Here is a 19,177-nt window from a genome sequence, read left to right as displayed (position 1 = left end):
AAAAAAAGCAATTGTAAGAGGGCTTTTATAATTTCTCAATAACTGAAACTACTTAATGCAGTAAAATAATAATTGGATTGGCATCTAATTCTATATTAAGAAGATTCAAATCGCAAGAAGGCACCTTTGGTGCCTTTTCTTTATACAAATTTATAATGTATTGATGTTTTATAGTGCTTGAGCGTGATATTATTCAAGTTTTTTCGTAGAGAATGCGTAAATACAAACAAAACCAGTAATACATCTTTTCTGTGCCGTACTGGTTTTGTTTAAGATCATCTTAAATTGTAGCTAGTTCACCGAGATTGCAAATTCCGATTTCGGTGCCCCAGCGAATACGATTGTTCCGTTCTTCGGCAGTTTCACCTTGTTATTGCCACTCACGATGCTAAAGTTGATGCAAACTCCCTTCTCATCATACACCGCAAATGAACCATTTGATGGCAACGTTACGGTCATCCTTTTGTCTGTTGCCGCTTGTGGAATTGTAAACCATTTCGCATGCCCATTTGTATCCAACGTAACTTTGGATGATTGGCCTACATCAATTGGTTTTACATTAGATTCACTTACGTATAACAACCCAGCCATCTCCATATATTCATTTCCGCCTTCTGTATAGAAACGCGTTTCCGTCGTATCACGACCATTCATTACGGGAATTTGGATCTGATGCACCGCGGTGTTCGGACCTGTAATTTTTCTGCTATCCCAATAGCCTGCTGGGCCTTCCTTGCGAGTAATTTGTGTACTAAGAAGTTTCGGTTGAACGAGATATTGAATAGAACTAAATTTCTCGTTTACAAGATAGAACTTGACACTTTCCCTCTTTGCCCATGCAGCAGCGGTTTTCTTCGATAGCACGTTGTCTTCTAGTTTCTCAGCTAAATAGTGGGTCATCACACTTTGCCCTAAACCTGAATGAGATTTATATGCACTCTCCTTCAAATAAGTTCTTCCATTCTTCTCAGTTACAAAGTTGAGCTTGGAAGTACCCTCCTCATTAATAAAACTTCCATCAGCAGTATATACATATTTTTCTTCTCGATTAGATGGTAAGAACAGTTCTCCGTTGTTCGTAATTTCAATTTTAAAATGAGTTTCGCTATTGCCATAAAATCCTGCTTTCTTTGCTACGCCTTGAGGCATTTTGACTTTGACCGGCTTGCCAAAGGATTTGTTTGGCTTGATGTCCTTAATAGTACCTTTTTCTTTAAGTCTAGTGAGCAGCAATTCAGTTGCCAATAGTTGATTTATAGAGCTCCGACCACCAGATGACAGTACAGCCGCTGCTATTTTCTGTTCTGGTAGCACGACGAGTATAGCATGTTGCAGTGCCGTATCACCGCCCTTAGCCAAAGCTTTAATCCCATATTCACTAAATGGGTATAGTTTCACACTATCCCAGCCAAGGCCATAGTTAAAAATATTATCTCCATCCCCTGGCCATATTCCTTTTTTATATTCCTCTTGCTCCATTGTCTTGACTACCTTATCAGAGAGGATCCCTTTTCCCTGTCCCATAAATAATTGTGAGAATCGCACCATATCTTCTGCCGTAGAAGATATGCCTCCCGTACCAATTACATTCACCGATTCAATTGGAAGTTGACCTTGGTAAGCTGGGAAATATAGTCCAGCCCGATTCTCATCCCTCCATTTTTCCCGCGGCGTTTTCGTATGATTCATCTTTAAAGGCCCTGTAAAACTTTGATGTAGAAATTCAGTAAAACTCATGCCACTAACTCTTTCCACCAAAATTTCGGCCAGCGTAAAACCATCGTTACAGTATACCGAGAAAGCGCCAGGGTCCGCCTTCAAGTTTTGATTTGACAGTTGTTGTAACAAGGTATCATGGGCATAGGTATCATTATCTTCAAATAAAAATGCATTACCTAACGTAGAACCTTGCAATCCAGAAGAGTGATTCAATAACATACGCGGTGTAATACGTTTATATCGGCCGTCTTTCATCTTAAAATCAGGAACATAGCGGACAACAGGAGCATCCAAATCGACTTTCCCTTCATCGACCAATTTCATAACAGCCGCTGTTGCATACATTTTACTGACTGAACCAATCCCATATTGAGTATCTTTGGTTAGCGGCTTTTTCCCCTCCATATCATTCTTGCCAGCCTGACCCGACAAAATAAGTTTTCCATTATCAATTAGCGCATACTGCACGCTATTCGCTTCATAAGACTTTGTAAGTAGCTCAGCCTTCTCTGCTGCAATCTTCTTCAGTTCCTGACTAGCTACTTCTTCACTAGTTACAACTGTAGTCTCACTTTCAGAAAATGCTTTCGCTCCTGTTGGTAGAATCATAGTTATCGCTAATGCAGTGGCTAACACACCAGTTAGCTTATTTTTCATCACGGAATTACCTCCTTAGATAAGTGACCGTTTTCATCATTTGTTTGATCCACTATGAAAATATGATAAAACTTATCCGTTCTCCCCTTTGACCTACTTGCTAAATTCAGCAAGTAAAATATTTTTAAAAGGATCAGGACTATCAGCTTTAATACTGTTTAAATTGACGGCCAATGTATGCTTGCCTCCAAGTGTTCCCCCAGCAAAAGTTAAAAAACCAGGAATGGTTCCTCCATGCCCCCATATCGATACACCGTTTGAAAGCTTTATTTTGGAAATTCCAAGCCCGTAATCGCCAAGTTCAACTGTTCCTGTAGGGACTGTTGTAAGCATTTGCTTTAGTTGCTCTTCTTTCAGTAATTTGCCCCCAAGTAAATAAGAAAAGAATTTGTTTAAATCATCAACTGTAGAAATCATATCTCCAGCCGAGCTCCCCATACTTGGATTATAATAAGTAACATCTTTTGGCTCACTTGCTCCGTCTAATTGGATATATCCACGGGCATGCTTGGTTCCTGGAATGACGCTTGAATTTCCAGGTAAGAATGTATTCGCTAATTCAAGTGGTTCAATAATTCGATTTTCAATCTCTTCCGCATAGCTGTTCCCAGTTACTTTTTCAATAAGAATTCCTAGTAATACATATCCTGTATTTGAATACGACCAGCTCTTTCCTGGAGCAAAATCTGGAGGCATGGATATTCCCATCTTTACTAATTCTTCAGCAGTATAGGATTTTTTTGTATCCATCATATTAAAATCCTTTGACCTTGTGTAATTAGCGATACCACTTGTGTGATTCAATAATTGCCTGATAGTAATCTGTTTATCATCATATCCATTTCCTTGAATGACACCGGGTAGCCATTTTTCAATAGAATCGTCTAAATTCAAGCGATTTTCTCCTGCTAATTGAAGTACAACTGTTGCAGTGAACGTCTTTGTCACGCTGCCAATCCGGAAACGAAAATCTGTTTTCATTGGTTGCTTGGTACTCAGATCAGCTACACCAGCAGCATAACTCCATGTTTTTCCGCTCTTAGAAACTTTAGCAAGTATCCCTGGATATCCAAGTTGCAATGTACCCCGCATTGCCTCTTTGACGGAATTACGGTCTCTTTGAGTGCTTGTTTCTAACGAGTTAGATACATTTTGAGTGGACTCCGCTTTTACAATTGAAGTTGGAGTTGTATATAACAGAGAACCTCCAGTTATCAAAAGGGCTAAACCTGTACATGTAATTCGACAGTGCTTTTTCATCAAAATATTTTTCTCCCCTATTCATATTGTATATATGGTTTTTTACTGTTTTTAAACTAATCAATCATACAGCTTTCATCTTGACTAAAGACAAAAGGGTGATATTGAATTTGTAATCATTCTTATACCCACTATTTCACAAACGACTTTCTGACCTAAAAAATAACCTATCCTTTTTTCAGTTGTATGTTAACTTTTGTAATGTCTCTTTTCTTCCAAACAAGTCTTATTAATTAATTTGTTTTTTTATATAAATGTATGGTATTTGTTCCTCCTCTCAATCTTCTTTACATTTTAATCATACACAATGAAAATCTCTTTTTTCTTACCTCTTCCTTACAAATTCCTTACGTTCAAAATCACTTTTATAATTGATTATTTTTTATTTTAATAACATTTCATTTTGATTAATCTTTTTCAAATTGGATTCTTTTTAGTGCTCATTCACTAAGGATTTTCAAAGCATTGATAATCAAACTTTATTTCAACCAAACAGTAACATGTTTGCGGTATCCATGCTCAAATCATAATAAACATGATATATCCAGCAGCTTAAGTATTTTAATATAATATTAAAAAGTGGATATGCTTAAACGCATATCCACTTTCAACTACGTATATTTTTCACCTTAAACATACTTTTTTCCTGTTTATATACTTACCTTCGCTTCTCCAATATCCTGCTTTTTAATTAAATCTAAGTAAAAATGTGAGACAGTTGTGTTGTAATAAGGAGAAATAAAAATAAATGATAGATTAAATGTAAACATTCCGATAAATGCAGCTAATAAAAACCACCCAATAAATGATAACCAAAGAACAAATAATTTTAGCTTTTGTCCTTTCATTATTCTTTTACTTTCTCTCAATGCTTCACTTGCTGTATAATCAGGATTCTCTACTAATATGTAATACGACATGGAATAAGAAAAAAATTTAATAATACCTGGAACAATTAATAAGAGACTCCATAAAAAAAGAAAAATAGCTTGCAGCAGCCCCAATTTCATTGATTTAAATACATTCTTCTTTTTAAATCCCGAAAATACATCGTCTACCTTAGCATCTTCTTTTTTCCCTAAGTGTAAAGTAAAAACAGAATATCCATAATTGAAGATACCTTGTATGACACTATAAATTAGGAAACAAACCCCACCTAAACCAATATAACTTAGAATAAGTACAGCAAGTGCTGTTGGATCTACTTGTGGTTCCCCACCAATTGAATAAATAAATAACACATCCGGGCCAATTATCCCGATAAACAGTGCAAATATTAAATACATAAAAGTGGCGATTGCTGATGCACTTAAGGTTGGTACAAAATAGAATAAAGCTGATACTCCTATACCTACTCCCCATTTCCCATCTAACGAATTAAGTGCTGCTTTCTTAAAATTTCTTGTCATACTTGTATTCCCTCCTTTTTTCTTATTTTGCTTTACTAAAAACATAAAAGAACTTGTAGCAGGCCCCGCTACAAGTTCTTTTAGCAAAATACTTTAGCTCATCGAAAAATTATTTATTCTATACAATCGGGGGTAATGCCTAAAATATGGTTTATTAACATCATTATATAACATAATTATGAAATTTTGTTAAAAATTCTATATATTTAGACAAATAATTCTTCACTTTTTTACTAATTTTTTATTTTTATGTAGTTTTATCTATTGAAAATAAGTATAAAACCTCTGCGCGGGGTAGCACTATATGCCCATCAAGCTTAACAAAACAGGTTGCCCCAAAAACGATAAATATGAACTTCTTTGCGATAAAAAACACAAAATTTTCGTTAAAGGAGAAGCTCAAAATCTTAATTTGATGGGCTGAATCCCGTATTCCTTCTTTTCGAGGGGGGCAAAAAAATCCGTATCAAAAATCTACAAAAAAAGAGAAGCTTAAAGAATACAATCTTATCTTTAACACAAGGAGAAAAAAGCAGAAGCTGTTTGATTAAAAATATGTTTTAGACTATTGAACAGAAGTTGTAGACTGACAATATGTTTTCTGTACCCGAAGGATAATGTATTAGACGAGATGACTGGGATAAACGCATAAGAAAACCACCTGTGAGAGCGGTCAATTTTTTAAGTAGTAATTAAGTTCATGTTTCCATCGAAAAAATGCAACTTAACGAGGAGTATTAAGATATGTCTTTTTCACTTTAATGCTTTTATTATGTTATCTACAAATATTTTATCAATTTCATGTCCATGTTTTATTTGTTCTGGGTCCATAAGTAATGCTTTTGATCTATCTTTGTCAATCCACAAATGATACGTCTGGGTAGTTCCGTTTAAATAATGAACATTGATTTTAAAATTTGGTTCTTTTATGTTAGATGGATTTGTTGGGGTATCGAAGTGAGTGAATTTGATAGCATTCAAGAAGTCTCCAATCTCTAAATCCTTAACAAATATGTATTTTTTATCACCCTCAACTTCAATAAATTCAACAGGTTTATTTTTTATGGAGTGTGATCCCTCACCATCCTTCGCTGTATATTGAAGTATAATACCATCTTCTGACTGGGTGCAATCTCTTAGCATATATGCAAGACCATGTGTTTCTTGAGGAGTAACGAACTTATTACATATATCCTTTCTATTGTCGTTTTTGTACTTGTGAATAAAAGTAAATTTCTCATTCTGATAAGTTACAGTGTCTACACTCGGTACTTTGGCCTCCTCGTCAATTAAATAATTTTTAATGTGTATCTCGTCATTTTTCTTATCTTTTACATTTTGAGAAAATATTTCAAATCGTTCTAGATTTCTAGATTTTTCTTTAGGTATGTGTATTACAATCTCATTTTTACTCGCTTCAGAAGATGCTTCTTCATTACCACATGCAGTTAAAGAAGCGAGCGATAAGCATATTACTCCAACAATTAATGTTTTCTTCAAATTGAGCTCCTCCTTTGAATATATTGTAAATTTAATTATATCAATGATTAACTATTTTCCCCTAAAAAATTTATCGATACGAATCTTTTCCGTATCCCATCATCATTAAGTTAAAGCAAAGATATATCCATAAATGCGTAATTTTTTTAGCGTCTTTTGAGAAATCAGATGATGAGAATTCACTGGCTTGCTTTTCATTATAAAGATAAAATTTAAATTTCTTAGGTTCGTTTATTTTTTGTAACTCTTCATATAAATTAAATGCAATATTAATTTCCTGTTTACTAGCGTTGCTGTCTTCTTTTATATGAGTTAGTTTAAACGCTTTCTCTATTAAATCTGTTCTTAATTTTAAAATCGTAATCATATCACTTTTCAAATCAAAATATTTAATTAAGGTTTTACACTTTCTCAATATTACAGTATTAGATTTCTTATATAATAAAATTATTCTCTTTATTTATTTTATGTATCTGTTCCCTTTGAACCCTACTATTATAGGGTTCCTTTTTTTATAATCATATATTTATTAATTAAGTTATAAATTTCCTGACTTAAATAGAGGACTTTCGTATGACTAAAGCCATGTTTATTTACCAATTCTACTAATTCTAATTTTTTATTTTCTATTAAATCCTTTAACTTCGCTACTAACATAAACTTGTTTTTTTCACACTCCCTCTGAGCAAAATAAAAAGAGCTGCTCCCAGCTCTTATATACTAAAATCTTTATTATTGCAGTGTAAAATTTTCCATATTCTATTATAAATGAATATATATAACGCTAACAACAATAATTTCTAGTGTATAAATAAAAAGCAGCAATATTTAATTACTGCTACTCTTTTTAAATTCATTATTTATAAAAAGTATTCTTCCGGTCCATCAGCCTCACCATATCAAACTTCCAGCCTTATAATATGTGCTGCTACTTCCTTTAAAACAACATTCATAAATAATATGATAGGTGCCACGTTATGTTCTGGATCTCTGTAGTTCTTGAGATTGGCTATAAATGACCATTCATTATCTTTTAAATTTGTATAATAATCATTCTCTTCTTCCCAGGTTCCTATGTGCCACCTCATATATAAAAAATCATCTTCTGCAAATGCTTCATTATATCTGTTTCTTTGTAAATGGAATATCTTTACTATGATTAACTTTTATATATTCTTTAACAAATGGAAACTTTAAAGCAGCTTCTTGTATTTATTAATTCCACCAATCCTTTATATCCATCTTTTATAATTACTTTATCTCGAAAGGCTGTATACATTTCAAAAGAAATTTTCTTCACCCTCTTAAATTCATTATGAATTTAATTAACATATATACTTAACTACACAATAGAAGGTTTTAGAAATCTTATTACGTTTCCCTTTTCATTAAATTCACTCTCATTGTTACAATTCTTTGAGGTAAGATCCACTATATAACTCTCTGAAATTTTAAAAGTTCTTTCCTCATTAAACATTGTCAAAGGGACTGATACTCCAACATTATTATCTAAATGACTTAGTACCATTACAGGGATAGTTTCTCCTTTTAACAAATCAACATATGAGGTCTTAACTTTATAATAATGTCCTTCTAAAAAATGCATTTTTCCGTTTATTAAATCCACTGCAACGCCATTATTACAATACGCTAAGCTTTGATTTGAAAAATGAATATCCTCCGATACTTTAATAAATTTCATTGTTTTATTATCAAATATATAGTAACCATCTCTTACTACAAAAAGATTATGTGGATTGATAAACTCTAGCAGATAATGCGTAATTTCAAAGCTAGTATCTCCCTCAATCATTTCTCTGTATTCTACATAAAGTTTTTCTAACTTTTTAAATGTACTTAGTTTGATCCCGTGATTTGGTCTTGATGCAAGTGTTAAGTCATCTAATACCCATTTACCCACATATGTTGACGTTGGAATCATTTACAATTTACCCCCTTCAAAATTCTATATATGAACATATAAACTATTTAAATTTAATAAGTTGGGCTCTACTTAAAGTATAGGCAGAATCTATTTAATAACTAAGATAATTCTCTAACTTTTTCATATTTACTTCTTATAAATTATAATTATCAAACTCCTACTATGAAATTTTTAAGAATCAAAAAATTAATACAATTTGATGTAGCTATTTGGCTGTATAAAAATAAATCAACTATCAATTAACTGGATTTACACTTTAAAAAATGTACAAATCGTTCCTATTATTTCGAGACAATTCAAATATTTGAAAAGAAAACCCTACACAGAAAATCATATATGGATATTATGATTATATTTTATGTAATTACATGTGAGATTCTAAACGATATTTACGTCCTTTCAGAGACAGTATGCCCTTGATTATTTGGTGTATAAAAATATATTAAACATATAGTACGTGAAATTTTTAAAGAACACTTTAGGAGGTTTTTAGTACATGGAAAATGTTGTTCTAATTATACGGAATTCAGATTTATTAAAATCTATGGATAAGATATTAGCTAATTCTAAATCTGCAGAAAAAGTACATGAATTACTAAATACGTCAAAAACTAGAATTTATTGTTTTGTCTAATTCAATAAGCACGAATATCATCACATTCAGTATCTATATAGTTTAACTCTACAAATTGCACATCTTTTTGGCGATTTAACAATTCTATTTTATTCATATTGTTCCAATCAAATACTTCTGCATGAGAAACTAAGCATTTTGCTTTCACAGTAGTTGTAATTCTCAGAAGTTGTTCTCTATTCTGCCATGTTGATATAAGACATGGCATCTCTAGCTCAATTAAAACTTTTTCTCCTACGGTAAAAAAATTCATTACACTGGGTGCATCTGATTCAAAAATTTCACATTCTGTTGTTTTTGAAATGACTTCTGCCCAACCATTTAAATAGTCAATACCTTTTAGCATAATGGGCAGCTGCTCTATCATTTCAACTTTTTGTGTTATAACCTCCAATAATAAGGTTTCAGCTAAAATATCAATCTTTTCTTGTTCCAATATTAAATTCCCTCCTTAATCGACGAAACAAAGAAATATTTTCTATATTATATTATGAATTGATCTATAAAAGAAAAATAAATGAATGCTCTATACAATTCTATTTAACATAACGCATTATAATCGATAGCAAGAAAAAAACGGATCCCTCCTCTAAAAAGGAATCCACCCTTTCATCATGTACTTCTATACTTAATTTATTTTCTTTGCTCTTGCAACCTTCCACAAAGCCACAATTAGTATAAGGAGTGGTATTCCCTGAATGAAGAGAAATCCTCCCGAAAAATAAAGCACACGACTCACTAGAGGAGGCGCTGTTGCCGACTCACCCGCAAAATAAGCCCCATAATTAGCCGCCACACCTGCATAATCAGCTATCCCACCTATAAGAAAAGCCGCTGGACTTGTGATTAGATTTATCCCTAAACAGACCATTATCAATGATAGGTTTTTAGTCTTAATTTTTGGTGAAACAGACAAGAAAAATAAGAATAACGCAGTGCCGTTTATAAGAAGTAGTGGTATTACATAATAAATCCCCATAATTCCCCTCCATGGCTTTAATTGTACCATCAGCAAGGATTGATTTGAACAAATAGGGTATTTATGTAAGTCAGATATAGTGTCTCATTATCAGTAACAAGAAAAAAAGCCCTGATCAGGGCTTTTTTTAAGATTACTATCATGAAATTTTTAATTGAAGAAAGACATGATTAGATTGATGCATCTTTTTTTGATGTCTGTTTTGTGAAATCATACAAAGCGATTGCACCTAAAAGAACAAGTATACCTCGAGGAGCATCTATCAAAATAGTTTCCCACATTTCTGGCATTGTCCATTTAATATCTGCTGTTGATGCAAGATATGATTGAAAATAACCGATTGAAAAATCAATTATACATAAAAATACAAATATTGTTAGACCAATTCGAATTAATTTCTTATTTGTAAACATATAACACCTCTCAAAACCCATTGGATATTTTTGATTTAAGGTTTTTTATATATAAAAATCTTTATATATAATTTTAACATACAAAAACCCAAATAAATACAATATGCATATTTGCATATTGTAAACAGTATTCCATGATGGTTAAGAAATTCCTACAAGTAAAAAAAGAGCCCACTAGGACTCCTTTTTATTTTAAATTTTAATAGTTAATTATAGCTTGTCCAGCCGGATACCAGGTTCCGTTATTTGCTAGGGCGAAACCATAGACAGTCTGACCAGAGCCTATTTTTTGTTTAACATTATTTAATGATTCATATCCATATGCCTGATAACCATTCCCGCTTTGTGGATATGCTACTGCTAATGTATTATAATTATTTGGATTCGAATAGCTATTTGTCCAAGCTATTTTTTGATAATACGTTGAAGTGAATGGATTTTCTAAGCCTTTTACAGCAAACTCAACAGTGCTCCCATAGACATTAACAGTAGTATACGCCGTACTTAAAGTATTTAAGTCTGCAACCTTTTCCTTACTTAAAGTTGGTGTGTTTTCTGCCGCCATCACACCGCCAGCTCCAGATAACATGACCCCAGTCGCTAATGCTCCAATTGCTAGTTTCTTTAACATAAAAAATCCCCCTTTAATAGTTTTATAGCTTGCACCTTCATCATACTTTTGATTTTTGTTTATGTAAATATATTACAATTTTAGAAACATAAAACTATTTATTGCGAATGTTGAGTTAAGATATGTTGTCTGATAATAACGATAGATGGTTATTATCATATGAAAAAGTCCTACATTAAGTAGGACTAAATAGCCTTAGCAATCTCATAAATAACGGAATCATTTGCACCACTTTATAACCGATACCTGCCCTTGAAATTAGACTGAATCCTCGCTCCTGACTACCAACCATAATGAACAAACTACCACATAACGCTACAACGGATGCTATTGGGTATGACACCACTTTAATTAAGAATATAACCGGTTCAAACGCATTTACAATACGATTGTATAATTGGCCCTCTATATAATTCTTTATCTTTCCGTCGTTTGATTGGACATCTTTAAATACCTCATTCACATCCGGATTTTAACCATCAGCAAATACATGAGGAATATCTATAATATTGCTGAATATAATTACACTGCCAATCATAATTCTCATTCGCGCCGCCACGGGTGCGTATTTTTTGCATCCTTTTTGAACAAGCTCCACTTTTTCTTCGTGCCATAGTTACCATATGGATCATCTCCTTATTTTTAAATGTCCATTTTGTTCAATAAAAAAGAACACTATAAAGTGCCCTAAGCTTCTGAGTATAAAATATACGACAATGCCTTGCCCGTTCTAATGGCGCAACCTAAAAGAGCTTTATAGCGGAATATATATAGCTCTCGGAAAAGGAATAAGTTGGTTGGCATTGACTCGATATTGTATGTTTGGGAATTCCTTATGTGCAATAAAAAAGCTCTATACCTATTTATAGAGCTCTTTAAGTGAGTAACGGTGTATTTATATTGACCTGATATTATATGATAAAAGCCTCCTTATGTACAAACGAAAGAGAGCACTCCCCCAATAAGTGCTCTCCCTTGAAAAAATATAGGGGAACATGTTGGAAACCGTTCAGTGTCATTATATGATATTCTCATTCCCAACTATGCCTAAGTCATGTATTAAAGGGGGTTAATGTGTAATTTCTATACAACAAAGAAAAAAGCACCCGAATGGATGCTTAAATTAAACTTATTCATTATCAATATCTCTACTTTCATCATTAACTGATTTAGGGTCTAACATGATTCCTATATCCGGCGGCAAAATTAACTCTATACCAGCTACTGGTTGATTGTCCTCATTAAAATAATACTTCTTTATCTTATTCAATTCTTCATTTTTCTTATTTTCACTCATATTATCCCGCCTTTTATGTATGATATTAAAAACTTTTCTTAATATGTACATTGAGAAAGATAATATACTATTTTTCAACTCTCACACAACTTATAAAATTTTCACATAATAAAAGAACACCCATAATTGATAGGTGCTCTGATATATAAAGTGGTATCCATCCACACATTCCAATATATGCTCGTCCATCTCGAAAGATGCAAACAAAAAAGCACCTAAATAGGTGCCTTTTCGAAACGTATAACGCGAGTAGCCCCCACCACTCTGTATGGTTCCGTTATCCATTAGACCTTTAATAATTTGTGTTTCTTATTAGCCATCTTCTCTTTTGCTGCTTCAATGCTATTTACTAATTTCTTATGGTCCTGATCAAATTGAATCATTCCATCAAACATAGCTGGTGCTACTGCTTCTTCAACATAAGGAAGAAACAAATTGCTCCCATCTTCTCCGCTTTCTCCAGGTAATCCAATTGATGCTGTGCAATGTTCTTCAAATCAAAACGTGTATCTTTCTCTGTAGACTTCGCTTCAAATGCGATAGCTCGCTTATACACACCGTCATAGTCTACTGTACTTTTAGCTTCATAAAATTCATTTAGTACACGGCCACCTTTATTTAATACCTTCACAGGAGCCGGGCGCTTGCTTATAAGCACCACTCCCCCTCTTTGATACATTTTTTTCATTCGCTAGATTGATAAGCATTCCAAATGCAATCCCACGGTTTCCTAGTCTCGTTGTTACTCCTCACTTTCTATTAAAAGGAGTATTTTGTTCAGTTGTCTCCATTACATACAATAAACGTGCTTCATGATATAATATTTTCATTTACATAAATTTACTATTTCATAAAAGGAGGTAACTATTATGAAAAAATGGATTATTGCTATCATATATTGTTCTCTTTTAACAACATTTTCTTATTTATCTATTAAAACTGTACTTTTATCCGCTACTACCTCTACTTCATTCCCAAATCTTCATTTCTTTGTTGGAATGTTCGGATTAACCTTTGGCATTTGGCTATTCGTATTTGGAATACGAAAATATATTTTGTTTGCCACGGAGGATGAAAAAGAACGCCGAAAACTTAAAACCATGTTTTCTATTATTTCAGTTTTATCTTGCTACGTTGCAACTCTGTTATTTTTTATTTAATTCAGCCTACAGTTTGTACATATACTATTTCTGCCCCTGAATAAAACTCAATATTCCGTCAATACTGTAAACAACCCATTTCGAACCATATTCCATTACCTGAGCAGTTAGCTTTTGCTAGCTGCTCTTTATTTGTACAAGGTACTCAATTGACTGGCGCACATATAATATTCTGAGTTCCTTTCTTTATAAAATAGTCGTTATAAAATGAGACTCGTCACGAGAGCACTTTACTAAGTGCTCTTTTTATATTCCAACTTAATACAAAATAAAATTTTTATTCTAATCTTCTCTAACATCTTCCTTAATGAAAAACGACTCACAGTTTGTATAAGCCAAGCATATATTTACTTAGACAAGACATAGTTTTTTACTGTACATGTACAATTTTTGTGCATGTTTTTTTGTTCAATACAATAACTATTTTATTAAAAATCCTTAATGAGCTACTCCTTAAAGTTTTGTAATATTAATGTCACTAAAATCAATTTTTCCACTATAAACTCCTTACTATAATTTTCTATATACACAAACAAGGAGAGTGTTATATGAAAAAATCATTAGTTATATCTGTATTACTCGCACTATTTTCTAGTTTTGCTATTGGATGCGAAAGATCACCTACTATAAATAGAATGGGAACCGAACAATATTATGTACAGATAACAAACAACGGTGAGATAAAAGGGAACCAACGATTCTATACTTTATCTACTTATAATAAGGATGGGATAGAAAAAACAGTTACATTTGGAAGTGTAAAACCTGGAAATAAACCTCTTAAAGAAAATGCCTTCATCCGCCTTTATGTCAACCAAAAATATGACAACAATACTGAGATAAATCATAGAGAGTTGAACTACCCCCACTTTCACTTTGTTTAGAAGTGAGGGATTCCTAAGTAAAGAGTTCTATCGAACTCTAATTGATTAGGCTAACCCCGCAGTCCTTGCGGTTAGAAGCCTTATCGCTTCATTCTTTATATTGATACTTGCGTTAATATCCCTATCATGGTGTGTACGACAAGAAGGACAGTCCCATTCACGTAGGTTTAGATTTTTAACGTCTTTATTTTGATATCCACAACAAGAACATAATTGGCTGGAAGGAAATGTTTTCGATACGACAATGACTTGTTTGCCATACCATTTTGCTTTATATTCCAACATTGTTCGAAATTGTGACCATGATACCTCACTAATTGCTTTTGCTAACTTATGATTCTTTAACATATTCGATACTTGCAAATCCTCTATACCGATCACATCGTGGTTTTTGATGATTTCAGTTGAGATTTTGTGCAAGTAATCTTTCCTAGCATTTGATATGTATTCATGAATTCTAGCTACCTTTACTCGTTGTTTATTACAGCGAGAAGATCCTTTCATTCTTCTAGAAAGAACACGCTGCGCTTTCGCCAACTTATCTTCTAATAATCGGAAAAACTTCGGATTTTTATAAGGTTTACCATCTGACAAAATAGCGAAATCTTTTAGTCCTACATCTATTCCAATGTAAGAATGTGTTTTCGGAAGTTCTTGTACTTCTGTTTCAACTAATAGTGACACAAAATATCTGCCAGAAGGGTTTCGTCTAACAGTCGCATTTACAATACGTCCCTTTACTTTGCAGCTTTTGGAAAATCGAACAAGGCCTAGTTTCGGCAACTTTATTTTGTTCCCTACAACGGCAATGTTTTCATTTGTTTGTTTTGTGGTGTAAGATTGTACGTTATTCTTCTTGGATTTGAAACGCGGGGCACTATTTTGTTTTTTGAAAAATCGTGTATATGCATCCGCAAGGTTGCGAACAGACGACTGAATCGCAATACTATCTACTTCTTTGAGCCAAACAAACTCTTTCTTCATGGCAGGAAGTTTGGCAGAGCATGTACCATATGTTAAACCTTTTCCAGTCTCTTTGTATACGTGATCCCATAGGGATAGGAAATGATTGAATACAAAGCGAGAACAACCTATCGTTTTGTTAATTAGAATTGCTTGTGCTTGATTTGGATAGATACGAAACTTAAAGGCTTTATTAATTATCATTTAATTCACCTCCATTTCAGTATATGACTATTATATACCAAACGTGCATTCGATAGGTAGTGGAGTAAAACTTTCTGTAAGTCGAACAATTAAGATGGCTTCCTGCCATCCCTTGTTCGAAGCCAATTCATCTCCCACCTACTCACTCGGCTGTGACCCTTCACGCTCCTTGAGGAAGGAGTCTTCTTGGCTAAAATGATAAAAACATAATAAAAAAGAGTGCGATTAAGATATGCACTCCTTCAAAAGAATTTACCACTCTCGATGGTCACCGTGATCATGATTACGATCGCGTTCATGATCACGTCTACGACGACACTCATCACAATCGCAGTCACGTCTACAATGACAGTTGTTAAAATCGTTTCTTCTGCGTCTACGACCGCATCCGCAAAATACTAAATCATCCCAAAATCTATTACAATCTCGAGAATGTCCAAAATTATTATTCCATCCCATAGATATGATTCCCTCCTCTAAAAATTGAATTCATCATATTCTATGATTAAAAGTTAGAAATGGTTTGTTTACTAGTCTATGTTTCAGACTAATAATATTTCAATTTGCAAGTCTATCTGCCCCCTTATCTTTCCTTAACAACAAACAAGACGCCACCCAGATTACGGCAGCGCCTACGATAATTGCTATAAACTTAATCAAACTTATTTATCCTCACTTTATTTATTCCTTTGTTTCCATACCCCATTCTCTTTACGATAAGTATTCTTGCCATCCATGAAGTCAGCTGTATTACCCGGAATGCTATATTTCTTATTCTTTTTCTTAGCCTTCTTCTTCAGTCTCTTCTCTTTTTGAATAACTTGCAAATCTGCCTTCCATTGTTTCAACAAATCCTTTTCACGTCGCATCGAATTTGTACCCCTTGGATTAAAATGTGAACTAAATAATTAGATTCTACCTATTTATATAGAATCCTTTAATCCAAATGTCCATTTTATTCTACCCCTCTTTTAATATGTACCAATTTATGTTTTTCCTTCTATATAGGCCAACGATATATTATAATACTTTATATCCCCAAGGAGGTTTACCATGCTTAATTTCCATAAAATATTTCCCTTCTTAGGATTCTTTTGGTTTTTATACGGTTTTATTGGTCTCATATTTTTATTACTATTCCTTAGCGTATCGTAACAATGCGTATACATGTATGCTTAATGTGTAATTTCTATATAACAAAGAAAAAAGCACCCGTTATGGATGCTTTTGATTACTTATGCGCTTAATTTTCCAGTAATCTCTTCTGCTGTTAAATCGTATTGTTATTCCTCACTGTCTATAAAAATAATTAGTTCGTTAAGTTTCAATATGTAATATTGTATACTCTTTACTTTCAATTTCCATACATGCAATAATTTATTTATAAAAATACAAAATATTAGTAAGGATGATTTATATAAACAAATTTCGGAAGAAGATAATTAAATCCTTACAAACTTCTTGGGGATGCTTAGCATTTGGTGTATTAATGTTTACTATCTTCTTAATTATAGATCTAACAGATACACCTTTAAATACATTAAGTTGGAGAGATTGGCTAGGTTCTTCAGTAGGTGCAGCCATTGTATCTGTAGGAATGTTTACTTTAAGTAACTTGAATTTAAAATGATTTTTCCGTCAATACTATATGTAGGCTGTATGTCAAATCTCATTTGAAGTAATTTTCTTTGTATCTCCTTGTATAGAGCAGTTAACTTTTGCTAACTGCTCTTTTACTCGTGACCATTATTGACAAGCTATCATATAATGTAGTCATGCCTCTCTTAAAATTAAATTCGTCACTTGAATTATAAAAATGGGATTAAACCCTATAACCTTTTCAAGAATCATCCATATTTTATTCCTGAAAAAGTGCTTTATTTTACTGAAAGGTGGTTGCGGAAACAACTGCCTTTTTGTTTATGACAAAAGGATTATTTTTTTCAAATGTTTACTACTAATAACTAATAAATATCTTATAATTGTTATATGCGAAATAATTTGTTTAGGAGCAGATAAAATGCCAGTTACACTAGAACTTATTCTTTTTATTCTTATAGCAATTAGTGCTGTTGGCTATTTGATAAAAGAATCTCAAAAAGCTAAGAAAAGAACCCTTGGAATTTCACTAGAACTTTTAGTTCTTTTCTGGTCAATATGGAGAATATCGACTATTATAATCCAAATTTCGGAATATAATCTCTCGTGAATAAAACTCAATATTCTGTCAATACTTTATATGACATTAGATTTTCTCCTTGTTCCCCCTTGGAGAACCGAGCAGTTAGCTTTTGCTGGCTGCTCTTTGTCTGTAAAAATACACTCAATTAACAAGAAACGCATATAATATTCTGTGTTCCTTTCTTTATAAAATAAAGTAGTCTTCACAAAATGGATCTCGTCACGAGAGCACTTAATAAAGTGCTCTTTTTTGGTTTTAAAATAAACAAAATGAAATTTTTATTTATTTTTCTTTCATATATAATATTTTAATATTTGTTTATGATATAGTTGTAACTTTTGTACAACATATATCTGTATCCAGTGAAACTTCTAAAATTGTACAACCGAGCAATTAGCTACTTTAGCTAGCTACCTTGTTATGTAAAATAAAGCATTTATAAAAAGCTTTCTCAACACACAACTGATGGAATTAAATTACCTTTTATGGCAACATATTGGTAATACCATAAAAATCTATCATTCCATTAACAGGACCCGTCCCCCTAATCGGGTCCTGTTAAATGTTCTCTATTAAAATGGTGTTTTGGTTCAACTATCGTCTTCATCTCCCCACGTCCTACAATCCAATATGCAATATTACATATTCTACACATTAAATTTATAAACATGTAATAATCGGTTTATACAATATTTAAAATTAATATCGAAAGGAGGATACTAAATGTCTTTCTTTTCGTGGTCTCCTCTTATTTTCTTAACAGTTGTTGCAATCATCATTTCTATTAAAAAGACTAAGAAACAATAGCTTTAAATAGTTACAATAAGTTATTTTTAGGAGGTGTAGTTATGTCATTTGCAGCATGGAGTGCAATTTTTATGACTTTAATCGGAGCAATGTCAGGAGTAATATTTGGTACAATTTCTTCTACAAGAAGTAAAAATATCAACTAAAAACCTACTAATAAAAATAAATTTTTATTTTAGTGACAGCTGATACAATCTTAATATTCTAGCTGTCATTTTCTATTCTAATAACTATTTTTTCACTTTTTTGATACATTTATGAAACATTTATATGTTATCTTCAGTATGTTCTTTTCTTTTCATAAATTGTGTGAATTATACCTACACAAGAAGCTCTAGATCCCTAAATCTAGGGCTCCTTCGTTTAAATAAATATTTTTTCAATTCGATGTATAGACAACTATATATTTAAATGTTAAAATATTATTGTGATTCCTGCATGGTTTCACATACGACTTTTTTTCTTCGGTTATGGGGTTCTTACGTAATAGTAAGAGCCATTTTTTTATTCCAATAAGTTTTTTGTTAAAAATT

General features: G+C 32.6%; 19 protein-coding genes and 3 pseudogenes. 4 read left to right on the top strand and 18 right to left on the bottom strand.

The features are described from left to right. Positions 1-291: 291 nt before the first annotated feature. From AC22L0_RS26675 to AC22L0_RS26605, 15 genes and pseudogenes are all read right to left on the bottom strand, one after another. Positions 292-2,376 carry a serine hydrolase domain-containing protein gene (locus tag AC22L0_RS26675; RefSeq protein ID WP_087967509.1) on the bottom strand — a complete coding sequence of 695 codons (2,085 nt, stop codon included), beginning with the start codon at positions 2,374-2,376 and terminating at the stop codon, positions 292-294. Positions 2,377-2,469: 93 nt separating this feature from the next. Continuing rightward, positions 2,470-3,636, bottom strand: a complete 1,167-nt coding sequence (locus tag AC22L0_RS26670) for a serine hydrolase domain-containing protein (protein WP_139848431.1) — start codon at positions 3,634-3,636, stop codon at positions 2,470-2,472. 650 nt (positions 3,637-4,286) lie between these two features. Then, positions 4,287-5,045, bottom strand: coding sequence for a DUF975 family protein (locus AC22L0_RS26665; RefSeq protein ID WP_087967591.1), 759 nt, complete (start codon positions 5,043-5,045; stop codon positions 4,287-4,289). 753 nt (positions 5,046-5,798) lie between these two features. Next, entirely contained in the window at positions 5,799-6,545 is a 747-nt protein-coding gene (locus tag AC22L0_RS26660; protein WP_139849754.1) for a DUF4362 domain-containing protein, read from the bottom strand. 70 nt (positions 6,546-6,615) lie between these two features. Continuing rightward, a complete protein-coding gene (locus AC22L0_RS26655; RefSeq protein ID WP_249268339.1) occupies positions 6,616-6,924 on the bottom strand; it encodes a hypothetical protein in 309 nt (102 codons plus the stop codon). A gap of 116 nt (positions 6,925-7,040) precedes the next feature. Then, positions 7,041-7,202: a Spo0E family sporulation regulatory protein-aspartic acid phosphatase gene (locus AC22L0_RS26650; protein ID WP_487272533.1), complete on the bottom strand. Its 162-nt coding sequence runs from the start codon at positions 7,200-7,202 to the stop codon at positions 7,041-7,043. Positions 7,203-7,444: 242 nt separating this feature from the next. Next, a pseudogene (locus tag AC22L0_RS26645) lies at positions 7,445-7,824 on the bottom strand (hypothetical protein). Between the two features lie 63 nt (positions 7,825-7,887). Further along, a complete protein-coding gene (locus AC22L0_RS26640) occupies positions 7,888-8,487 on the bottom strand; it encodes a hypothetical protein (RefSeq protein WP_087967516.1) in 600 nt (199 codons plus the stop codon). Between the two features lie 638 nt (positions 8,488-9,125). Further along, positions 9,126-9,560, bottom strand: a complete 435-nt coding sequence (locus AC22L0_RS26635; RefSeq protein WP_000434467.1) for a hypothetical protein — start codon at positions 9,558-9,560, stop codon at positions 9,126-9,128. A gap of 192 nt (positions 9,561-9,752) precedes the next feature. Continuing rightward, the gene (locus tag AC22L0_RS26630) at positions 9,753-10,103 is read right to left on the bottom strand and encodes a hypothetical protein (RefSeq protein WP_487272532.1); all 351 of its coding nucleotides are present in this window, start codon (positions 10,101-10,103) and stop codon (positions 9,753-9,755) included. A 170-nt stretch (positions 10,104-10,273) separates the two neighbouring features. Next, positions 10,274-10,537: a DUF3937 family protein gene (locus tag AC22L0_RS26625; protein WP_025118347.1), complete on the bottom strand. Its 264-nt coding sequence runs from the start codon at positions 10,535-10,537 to the stop codon at positions 10,274-10,276. 178 nt (positions 10,538-10,715) lie between these two features. Next, positions 10,716-11,147 carry a hypothetical protein gene (locus AC22L0_RS26620; RefSeq protein WP_000914195.1) on the bottom strand — a complete coding sequence of 144 codons (432 nt, stop codon included), beginning with the start codon at positions 11,145-11,147 and terminating at the stop codon, positions 10,716-10,718. Between the two features lie 175 nt (positions 11,148-11,322). Further along, positions 11,323-11,768 (bottom strand): annotated as a pseudogene (locus AC22L0_RS26615) (hypothetical protein); the annotation flags it as partial. 508 nt (positions 11,769-12,276) lie between these two features. Then, positions 12,277-12,444 (bottom strand): hypothetical protein, encoded by a 168-nt coding sequence (locus AC22L0_RS26610; RefSeq protein ID WP_001293569.1) that lies wholly within the window; start codon positions 12,442-12,444, stop codon positions 12,277-12,279. A 284-nt stretch (positions 12,445-12,728) separates the two neighbouring features. Continuing rightward, positions 12,729-13,151: pseudogene (locus AC22L0_RS26605) on the bottom strand (Holliday junction resolvase RecU). Positions 13,152-13,313: 162 nt separating this feature from the next. Here AC22L0_RS26605 and AC22L0_RS26600 point away from each other — a divergent pair. Both AC22L0_RS26600 and AC22L0_RS26595 read left to right on the top strand, forming a co-directional pair. Next, positions 13,314-13,604 (top strand): hypothetical protein, encoded by a 291-nt coding sequence (locus AC22L0_RS26600; protein WP_000758756.1) that lies wholly within the window; start codon positions 13,314-13,316, stop codon positions 13,602-13,604. A 548-nt stretch (positions 13,605-14,152) separates the two neighbouring features. Next, on the top strand, positions 14,153-14,488 hold the full coding sequence (locus tag AC22L0_RS26595) for a DUF1093 domain-containing protein (RefSeq protein ID WP_071715081.1): 336 nt from the start codon (positions 14,153-14,155) through the stop codon (positions 14,486-14,488). Positions 14,489-14,533: 45 nt separating this feature from the next. On the opposite strand, the gene tnpB is transcribed toward AC22L0_RS26595, so the two are convergent. The 3 genes from tnpB to AC22L0_RS26580 all read right to left on the bottom strand — a co-directional run bounded on the left by tnpB (position 14,534) and on the right by AC22L0_RS26580 (position 16,524). Continuing rightward, positions 14,534-15,655: an IS200/IS605 family element RNA-guided endonuclease TnpB gene (gene tnpB / locus AC22L0_RS26590; RefSeq protein WP_078386048.1), complete on the bottom strand. Its 1,122-nt coding sequence runs from the start codon at positions 15,653-15,655 to the stop codon at positions 14,534-14,536. 252 nt (positions 15,656-15,907) lie between these two features. After that, complete coding sequence (locus tag AC22L0_RS26585; protein WP_002094308.1) at positions 15,908-16,114, bottom strand: hypothetical protein; 207 nt, start codon at positions 16,112-16,114, stop codon at positions 15,908-15,910. 218 nt (positions 16,115-16,332) lie between these two features. Next, entirely contained in the window at positions 16,333-16,524 is a 192-nt protein-coding gene (locus AC22L0_RS26580) for a hypothetical protein (RefSeq protein WP_001250605.1), read from the bottom strand. Between the two features lie 539 nt (positions 16,525-17,063). Between AC22L0_RS26580 and AC22L0_RS26575 the strand changes: the two genes are divergently transcribed. Both AC22L0_RS26575 and AC22L0_RS26570 read left to right on the top strand, forming a co-directional pair. Continuing rightward, positions 17,064-17,285, top strand: a complete 222-nt coding sequence (locus AC22L0_RS26575; protein ID WP_170925800.1) for a hypothetical protein — start codon at positions 17,064-17,066, stop codon at positions 17,283-17,285. A gap of 390 nt (positions 17,286-17,675) precedes the next feature. Beyond that, entirely contained in the window at positions 17,676-17,864 is a 189-nt protein-coding gene (locus tag AC22L0_RS26570; protein ID WP_087967520.1) for a hypothetical protein, read from the top strand. Positions 17,865-19,177: the final 1,313 nt, after the last annotated feature.

The organism is Bacillus sp. LQ01 (assembly GCF_057624735.1).
Note: the sequence above shows the minus strand (reverse complement) of the source record. Positions and strands in the feature narration are given on the sequence as shown.